The organism is Xanthovirga aplysinae (assembly GCF_009711365.1).
Classification (GTDB): Bacteria; Bacteroidota; Bacteroidia; order Cytophagales; family Cyclobacteriaceae; genus Xanthovirga; species Xanthovirga aplysinae.
This window is the reverse complement of sequence record NZ_SMMB01001107.1, coordinates 1-8,233: the sequence shown is the minus strand read 5'-3', so window position 1 is coordinate 8,233 and position 8,233 is coordinate 1. Positions and strand designations below refer to the sequence as shown.

Below are 8,233 nucleotides of genomic sequence, written 5' to 3'. Positions count from 1 at the left end.
TTTTATAACCTATTCTAATAAATATTAAAACAAAATTAAAATACAAGGGTTGTTTTTTACCCAATCCACAAGAAAAATAATTCAATTAAATCCTTCCTCCAATCAAACATCCATTCGGTTTTACAATCCCAGGTAATTCAACACCTAGACTATTTTTAGACTTATTTAAAAATTAAACCCCAGAAGTCAACCGCTCTCCCCCCTGCTTCCTACCAATCATTTTTAAAAAGCTAGGAGTACCACAGCTATTAAAGAATAGCAAAAAAGGAAAACCCAATGAATTAGTTTTTAACAGAATCGACCAGAAATTCCCAACAAAAGTTATTTCGAAAATTTTAAGAAAAATATAAAGCCCCCAAATTCCCACTTAATACTTAACAGAAACAAACATCTCTATTAAAAAGGGTTCCTACAAAGCAAAGTGCATACTTCAACCTCTCTATTGCCGAATCCCAAACCACCCTATGGTTTATCAATCATAGTAAAACATGACAATTATCATTGAATAGGCACTTTTTCTTCCCGTCCTTTACAATGTGCAAACACTTAAGTTACACCCATTAAGATGAAGGACTTCACAGCATAACTTTTTATTAGAATAGAATGAGGCTGATACCTCTTGATTACTTTAAAGAATGCTTTATGTTTAAATTATTTGAAACCCTGGATAGAAAAGCTTTTACAAAAGCCACCATTGCTCTTCTTTTGACCATTCTTTTGGTATTTATTGGATCCCGTAATTTGCAGAATTTTGATGCAGCATTAATTGCTTACCTGGTCGGGACCTTATTTGCGGTTTTTGGCATCACCTATCGTTATTCGGTTTGGCTGCAGCGTCCTCCCACTAAAATGTACTGGAGGCGATCTTGGCAATTCTTATTCAGTAGAAACTTTATTCCCTATATCGGACGATCCTTAAATCTCTTTGTTCGAAACATCTTATTCCAACGATTTATCTACCCAAGAGGAAGATCACGGTGGATTGGGCACTTTTTATTAGCTACAGGATGTATGATTGCTTTTTTAGTTACCATTCCGCTTACCCTGGGCTGGATTCATTTCACCTTCGAACCGGGATCCACTGTCACCTACGAGGCACATGCATTTGGTTATAGTGTAGCCAAATTTCAATTGAATTCTTTTTTAGCCTTCAACATTTTCCATGTATTGCCCTGGTGCTCTGTATTGGTGGTAATTGGAGCGGTGATGATGATGCGCAGAAGACTAACAAATGGAGGACTTATAGCCACACAATCATTTGAGGGGGACTGGTTGCCTTTGGTTTTATTGATTGCTATTTCAGTAACGGGTTTGGGCATTACTTACGATTACACCTTTCTGGAAGGAAAAACCAACCAATTCATGTCCGTAACCCATGCCATTACGGTGATCCTTTTTTTAGTGTGGATTCCTTTTGGCAAGTTTTTCCACATCTTTCAACGCCCAGCCCAATTAGGGGCCAATATTTATAGAACAGAAGGAAAAAAGAGAGGAATGGCTGTCTGTCCTCATACAAAGAAGGAGTATGCTTCAAAAATGCATGTGAATGATTTAAAGACAATAACCGAAGATTTAGGCTTTGATTTTAATCTGGAAGACGGAAGAAATCATTTGGACTTTAGTCCGGAAGGGAAAAGGTCCGTCCTGGCAAAAGCTCATTATAAGGCTCGAAAAGAGTCAGGGAAATTTTTCGGTTAAAATCTTAAAAAATTAAAATAGTACTTATGGCAAAGTTACCTATATCCGCCTCTGAGCTAGTTAAAGGATTTGGTCCGACCAAGCAATATTCCCCCCAGGAAGGATTTTATGGCCGCTCCGAACCCGACAAGCTTGTAAAAACCCATTGCTGTTTTTGTGGAATGCAATGTGGGATTCAATTAAAAGTAAAAGAGAATAAAGTAGTAGGCTTTGAGCCCTGGATGGAATTTCCATTTAATGAAGGACGACTTTGTCCAAAAGGAGTACAACGTTATCTTCAAAATAATCACCCTGATAGAATACTTAACCCCATCCAAAGGGTAGAAGGAGAGGGTTTTGAACCGGTTGACTGGGAAACAGCAATGAGCAAAACCGTTTCTGAAATCAAGCGCATTCAGAATCAGTATGGAAATGATGCTTTTGCCATGCTTTCAGGGGTCTCCCTAACCAATGAAAAAAGTTACATGGTAGGAAAATTTGCTCGTGTAGCATTAAAAACTGCCAACTTGGACTATAATGGCCGTTTGTGTATGGTAAGTGCAGGAGCAGGAAATAAAAAGGCTTTTGGCTTAGACAGAACTTCCAATAACTGGGAAGACCTGGCTCATGCTGAAGTCATTTTAATTGCCGGCACCAACGTAAGTGAAACTTTTCCTACCCTTACACACTACATTTGGCAAGCACGTGATAATGGGGCTAAATTAATTGTAGTAGATCCACGGGTTACTCCTATTGCCCGTACAGCGGATCTGCATTTGGCCGTTCGGCCTGGAACAGATTCCGCTTTATTTGGAGCCATGCTGCAGCAATTAGTAGAAAATGACTGGTTGGACCATGAATTTATTGAGAACCATACCAGTGGCTTCCAGGATGCTATTGATGCGGTAAAGGATTATTCCCTGGAATGGGCTGAAGAAGTCACTGGCATAAAGGCCGATTTAATCAAACAAGCCGCACAGTTATGGGGAAAAGCTAAAACCAGCTTTTTGATGCATGCAAGGGGCATTGAACATCATTCCAAAGGGGTAGACAATGTAGTGAGTTGTATCAATTTAGTGCTAGCAACCGGAAGAATTGGCAAGCCCTATTGTGGCTATGGCACCATCACCGGACAAGGAAATGGACAAGGAGGACGGGAACATGGTCATAAATGTGATCAATTACCAGGAAACCGTGACATCACCAATCCTGAACATAGAAAATACATTTCCACGGTATGGGGAATAGAAGAAAAAGAATTGCCAGGAAAAGGCTTAACTGCCTACGAAATTATTGAAGCCATTCACAGAGGAGAAATCAAAGGTTTGATCTCCTTATGCTTTAATCCACTGGTTTCTCTTCCAAACAACAATTTTGTACGAGAAGCACTTGAAAAACTGTAATATTTCGTGGCAATTGACTTTTTCCTTAGTGAAACGGCTCGTCATGCGGATGTAGTTATGGCTACTTCTTTACATGAAGAAGAAGAGGGAACAGTTACTACAGCAGAAGGAAGAGTAGTGAGGATTCGGGCGGCTGTTACTCCCCCTGCAAATGCCAGACGTGACAGTGATATCTTAATTGGAACTTGCTAATCGCTTAGGTGCAGGAGATAAATTCGCTTATAAAAACAGTGAAGAAATTTTTAATGAACTGAGAGTGGCCTCTAAGGGAGGAACTGCCAACTACTACGGAATCACCTACGAAAAGATAGAGAAAAATATGGGGGTATTCTGGCCTTGCCCGGATTTAGATCACCCCGGAACTCCTCGTTTGTGGGAGGATAAAAAGTTTCCTACTCCCGATGGAAAAGCTCATTTTAACCCTGCACCCTACCGTGATCCTGAAGAAATCACTGATGAAAAATTCCCAGTAATCATGACCACTGGAAGGGTCGTTTCTCAATATTTAAGTGGTACCCAAACCCGGAGAATCGGAAAATTGATTGATCAATATCCGGAACCCTTATTGGAGATCCACCCGAAGCTGGCCTATCAATACGGAATAAAAGACAGGGATCTTATAAGAGTGGTCACCCGAAGAGGAGAAGCAGAATTTCCTGCTCAACTGGTTGAAACTATAAGGGAAGATACTGTATTCATTCCTTACCATTGGGGAGGAAGCAAATCAGCCAATCAGCTGACAATTGGTTCCCTGGATCCAATTTCAAAAATTCCTGAATTTAAAGTTTGTGCCTGTAAACTGATACCCATGGGAAGAAAAGCTCCTGAAGCATCGGAGGCTAAAGCACATGAAAGTATTTAAAAGAATTTAAAACTACCTATTATGGCTGTAGCAGAATATGACAAGGACATGGAGTTCTTTGTGGACATGCAACGATGTATCGGTTGTCATGCTTGTGAAATGGCTTGTGCCGAATGTGAAACAAATGGCCAAGAAAGTATGATCCATATTCATTATGTGGATAGGGCCCATACAGTTCAGACAACGGTACAAGTATGCATGCATTGTGAAGATCCTGTATGTGCCAATGTTTGTCCGGCCGATGCCATTACCAAAGATAGTTTTGGGGTGGTACATTCGGCAAATACCTCACGTTGTATCGGATGCTCCAATTGTGTACTGGCCTGTCCTTTTGGCGTACCTCAAAAACAGGAGCAAGCCGAATTGATGATGAAGTGTAACATGTGTTATGACAGAACCAGCGCTGGCAAGAAACCTATGTGTGCAACGGTTTGTCCAAGTGGAGCTTTATTCTATGGTACCCGAGAGGAAATAAAGAAAAAACGCCCGGATAGTGATCCGGTAAACACTATCAAATTTGGAGGTGAAACCGTGAACACCAAAGTGAATATCATGATGCCGAAAGGCAGTACGGAATTGAAAGTACATTAGACCTTAATCCAAAAAAGATGGCTTATAATTCAAAAGAGAAAGAAACACCTAATTGGAAAAAGGATTTTCCAGTTAAAAAGGACGAAGCCACCCACGTTTCCCGAAGAGAATTTGCAAAATTCCTCTGTCTTTTATCAGGGGGTATGGCATTAGGAAATGGCATCATTGCCATAAAATCTTTTGCATTTCCAAGCAAGGAATTAGAGGGAGAACATTTTATTTGCAATACCTCAGATGTGGCCATAGGCCAAACAAAAGAGTTTATCATTGAGGGAGAAAAAAATATTCCTTACCTATTAATACACCTTTCGGAAGGAAAATGGAGGGCCTTTGAACAAAAATGCACACATTTGTCCTGTGCAGTGCGTTACAATGCCGAAATTAACAAAATCGAATGTCCTTGTCATAAAGGTTTCTTCGATGCGGACACAGGAACTGTATTGGCAGGACCGCCACCACGTCCTCTTCCGCAATTAAGTGTGCACATAAAAAATGAAAAAGTATACGTAAGTGCATATAAAGAAAGTAAAACCATCAGTTAAGGAATAATACCATGAGTGATTTTAGAGAAGCCCAAAATCAGGCGCATCCCAACAAGACCAATACCTTAATGGTAGGAATTATTTTTCTGTTAATTGGTATTGTGGGTATTCAGATTTGGTTGCTGTATGGCACCCTAAATAATGCCTTATCCGAAAACCAAGGTTTTGCCCTAGCTGCAGCCATTGGTTCGTTCGTCTTTTTTTTCCTCGCCTTATTCCTGTTAAAGTATTTACCAGATGCAAGAGGAAAATCTAGACGGAATTAGTATTTTAAGGGAAAGTCGGCAAAAGCTAAAGTAAATAATGAAGGATCAATTCCATAGGGTTCACGATTATCTAAGAATTTCTTTGACCGATAGCTGTAACTTTCGGTGTAGCTATTGTATGCCCGAAGAGAATATTTCCTGTATGCCACAAAAGCATTTAATGCAAGTAGAGGAAATTGAATCCATTGCCAAAACTTTTGTAAAGTTGGGAGTAAATAAAATTCGGCTGACTGGAGGTGAACCCTTGGTAAGAAAAGGAGCTGATCAAATCATTAAAACATTGGCTCAACTTCCGGTAGAGCTTAGTTTAACCACCAATGGCGTTTATGTAGATAAATTCATAGATACATTTAAACAAGCGGGAATTCGATCCTTAAATGTAAGTATCGACAGCCTGCAGCCTTCTCGCTTTTTTCAGTTAACCAAACGTGCTGTCCTGGATAAGGTCTGGAATAACATCCTTTTGCTTCAAAAAGAGGGCTTCCATGTAAAATTGAATGTGGTTGCCATGAAAGGCATCAACGAAGATGAAATTCTGGATTTTATTCAACTCACTCAAAAGCATCCCCTTCATGTACGCTTTATTGAATTTATGCCCTTTAGCGGAAATAAATGGGAATATCAGAAAGTGATTAAGGCCCAGGAAATGCTCCAATTAGTGAAGGATTCCTACGATTTCATCAAACTCCGGGACGAAAAACATGCCACCGCCAAAAAATATAAATTATACAATGCTCCTGGCACTTTTGCATTTATCACTACTATGAGTGCACCTTTTTGTGTGGATTGTAATCGCATGCGTATTACAGCAGACGGCAAAATGAAAAACTGCCTTTTCGGAAAAGAAGAAACCGACCTATTAGGGGCCTTACGAAAAGGAGAAAAACTGGAGCATCTAATCCAAAACAGCTTAAACAGAAAGCATGCCTTTATGGGAGGGCAATTCAACAAAGAATTGAAAAATACTCAGGCTACCACCATTGAAAACAGAAGCATGGTTAAAATTGGAGGATAATTTTTACCTTTTCAAAATAAAAAATTAATTATAAAAGGCACCCACCAGGTAGTGGAACTAGAAGCTTTCCCTGGCAGATACCCTTTTAAACTTAGTAAGTTTTATCTAACTCACCCTCAGAAAATAAGAGATTAAAACCTTACTATTCTTTCAACACTGATTTGTTCTCCCACTTGCAATCTGCAAATATATATTCCTTTCGGAAGAAGGTTTCCCCTATTATCCACTCCCAGCCAATCCAGTTTCTGTTCTCCCTCTTGCCCTGAAAGCTGTTGGGTTTCAAAAACTACACTCCCATCTAAATTCATAATTTGAATGATTGCCAATTGATTTTTTGCTGTCAGATAGGTAATCAGAGTATTGGAGCTAGAAGGGTTTGGCACTAATTTTAAAGACAGATCTGAAACTTTTGACTCCTCATTATATTTATTATCCAGTAGACTAACTTTTGATGACAGAGTGGAGCTGCTTACGCTCTCATCAATAAATTCCCATTTATGATCGTTATACCCCTTATATTCTTCCTGTCGCACATTAGTTTGACGTGCGATATCTCCACAAGAACCTTGAATGGCCAGCACACGATTAGAATGACGGAAACGTAATACAAAGAAACCATTCCCCAAAGGCTCAAACCTTAAGGTATTATTGTCATCATTCTTATTGCCATCCTTCCACTGGTGGACATTAGCATTATTACTGGTGCTTTTACCTTCTATTGAAATGTATTTTCCTGTATGTGCATTTTTCAGCAAATAACCTTCATTATCGTCAGTAGGAACCACTTTCCAATATTCCCAATCCTCGTACTTACTCTGCATTTGAACATTTTCTCCATCACCTGAATTTCCTGACCAAACCTGTAAGCTAAAATCTTCCGCAGCACTACATTTAGGTCGTACTCTGTAAGTTTTTCCTGGATAGGGTAAGGCAGGATCTACTGGCCACTCTCGAATTCTGGAATAATCACTGAATCCTCCTGAATGCAACTCCCTTTCATTAGCTATAATGGTAAAAGAATCTTCACCATGTACCACCAAACTCCCGCCCCACCTAAAGTGGGTTTCATCCTTAGCCCCCAAGTTATAAGTGATTTTATCTCCTAATTCTATTTCTCCCTCCGGATTAATCACCCTTCTAAGAAACACTTTATTATCATCTCCATCATCGCCCTCAAAGGCTACAGAGTAAATACTGCCATCCTCCTGAGCAATTAAATTATTTCCTGCTGAGGTCTTGATTCCACTATTAGAAGACAACTCTCCTATTTCTTCAAATTCAAGTTCGGAGTCTCCAAGCAAATACTGATTACTTCGATAAACTTTTTTCCCTGTAGTTACCACATAGTACCGTTCCTGGATTGGGTGATAAGCAATTCCCCCTCCAAAAGTATTGGACTCACAATATTCGATGCGTGTATCCAAAAGAACAGGGTTATAAGGATCGGAAAGATCATAGAAAACAAACATGTGATGGCTATCACGGTCGTTAATAAAATCTAAAGGATTATATTCGGCTTCAATACTAATCATAAGAAACTTGCCAATTAACTGCATATTACTGGGGTGATTCACCTCATTTCCATCACTACAGGAAGAGTCCATAAATCGAGGCAAGTTAAATTTTTTCACATTGTATTTTCCACCAGTCCTTTGAGCAATTACCATAAATGGTTTAGTCCCTTCATATTCACTATGAATCCAATAAATACAATCTTTATATTTAGTGACACTTTGTAAGTGTAACTCAATAGGGTCAAAAAGCCCAATACTTACATCTTTTGTTTCTGTAACTTTATATTCGGCTGAGATTAGCTCTCCACTTTCATAGTCGGATAGCATTTCAAAACTTCCTTCTACATTTTTTAAGGGAACTCC

7 protein-coding genes and 1 pseudogene are annotated in these 8,233 nt (G+C 39.4%); 7 read left to right on the top strand and 1 reads right to left on the bottom strand.

The window, feature by feature from the left end:
• Nucleotides 1-642: 642 nt before the first annotated feature.
• From E1171_RS13090 to moaA, 7 genes and pseudogenes are all read left to right on the top strand, one after another.
• Entirely contained in the window at nucleotides 643-1,698 is a 1,056-nt protein-coding gene (locus E1171_RS13090; protein ID WP_155206457.1) for an MFS transporter, read from the top strand.
• Between the two features lie 26 nt (nucleotides 1,699-1,724).
• Nucleotides 1,725-3,272: pseudogene (locus E1171_RS24500) on the top strand (molybdopterin oxidoreductase family protein).
• On the top strand, nucleotides 3,259-3,942 hold the full coding sequence (locus tag E1171_RS24495; RefSeq protein ID WP_246164327.1) for a molybdopterin oxidoreductase family protein: 684 nt from the start codon (nucleotides 3,259-3,261) through the stop codon (nucleotides 3,940-3,942). Before E1171_RS24500 ends, E1171_RS24495 begins: the two are co-directional and overlap by 14 nt.
• 21 nt (nucleotides 3,943-3,963) lie before the next feature.
• Nucleotides 3,964-4,533, top strand: a complete 570-nt coding sequence (locus tag E1171_RS13080; protein ID WP_155206456.1) for a 4Fe-4S dicluster domain-containing protein — start codon at nucleotides 3,964-3,966, stop codon at nucleotides 4,531-4,533.
• A gap of 17 nt (nucleotides 4,534-4,550) precedes the next feature.
• Nucleotides 4,551-5,075, top strand: a complete 525-nt coding sequence (locus E1171_RS13075) for a QcrA and Rieske domain-containing protein (protein WP_155206455.1) — start codon at nucleotides 4,551-4,553, stop codon at nucleotides 5,073-5,075.
• A gap of 11 nt (nucleotides 5,076-5,086) precedes the next feature.
• A complete protein-coding gene (locus E1171_RS13070) occupies nucleotides 5,087-5,341 on the top strand; it encodes a DUF6755 family protein (protein ID WP_155206454.1) in 255 nt (84 codons plus the stop codon).
• Nucleotides 5,342-5,375: 34 nt separating this feature from the next.
• Nucleotides 5,376-6,356: a GTP 3',8-cyclase MoaA gene (moaA, locus tag E1171_RS13065; RefSeq protein ID WP_187696439.1), complete on the top strand. Its 981-nt coding sequence runs from the start codon at nucleotides 5,376-5,378 to the stop codon at nucleotides 6,354-6,356.
• A gap of 131 nt (nucleotides 6,357-6,487) precedes the next feature.
• On the opposite strand, the gene E1171_RS13060 is transcribed toward moaA, so the two are convergent.
• Nucleotides 6,488-8,233 (bottom strand): RICIN domain-containing protein (locus E1171_RS13060; protein ID WP_155206452.1); only part of this gene is annotated, 1,746 nt, incomplete at its 5' end.

What these genes read in the sequence shown, in the direction of transcription:
- E1171_RS13090 (WP_155206457.1), top strand. Translation starts at nt 643, where the DNA reads ATGTTTAAATTATTTGAAACCCTGGATAGAAAAGCTTTTACAAAAGCC.
- E1171_RS13080 (WP_155206456.1), top strand. Translation starts at nt 3,964, where the DNA reads ATGGCTGTAGCAGAATATGACAAGGACATGGAGTTCTTTGTGGACATG.
- E1171_RS13075 (WP_155206455.1), top strand. Translation starts at nt 4,551, where the DNA reads ATGGCTTATAATTCAAAAGAGAAAGAAACACCTAATTGGAAAAAGGAT.
- E1171_RS13070 (WP_155206454.1), top strand. Translation starts at nt 5,087, where the DNA reads ATGAGTGATTTTAGAGAAGCCCAAAATCAGGCGCATCCCAACAAGACC.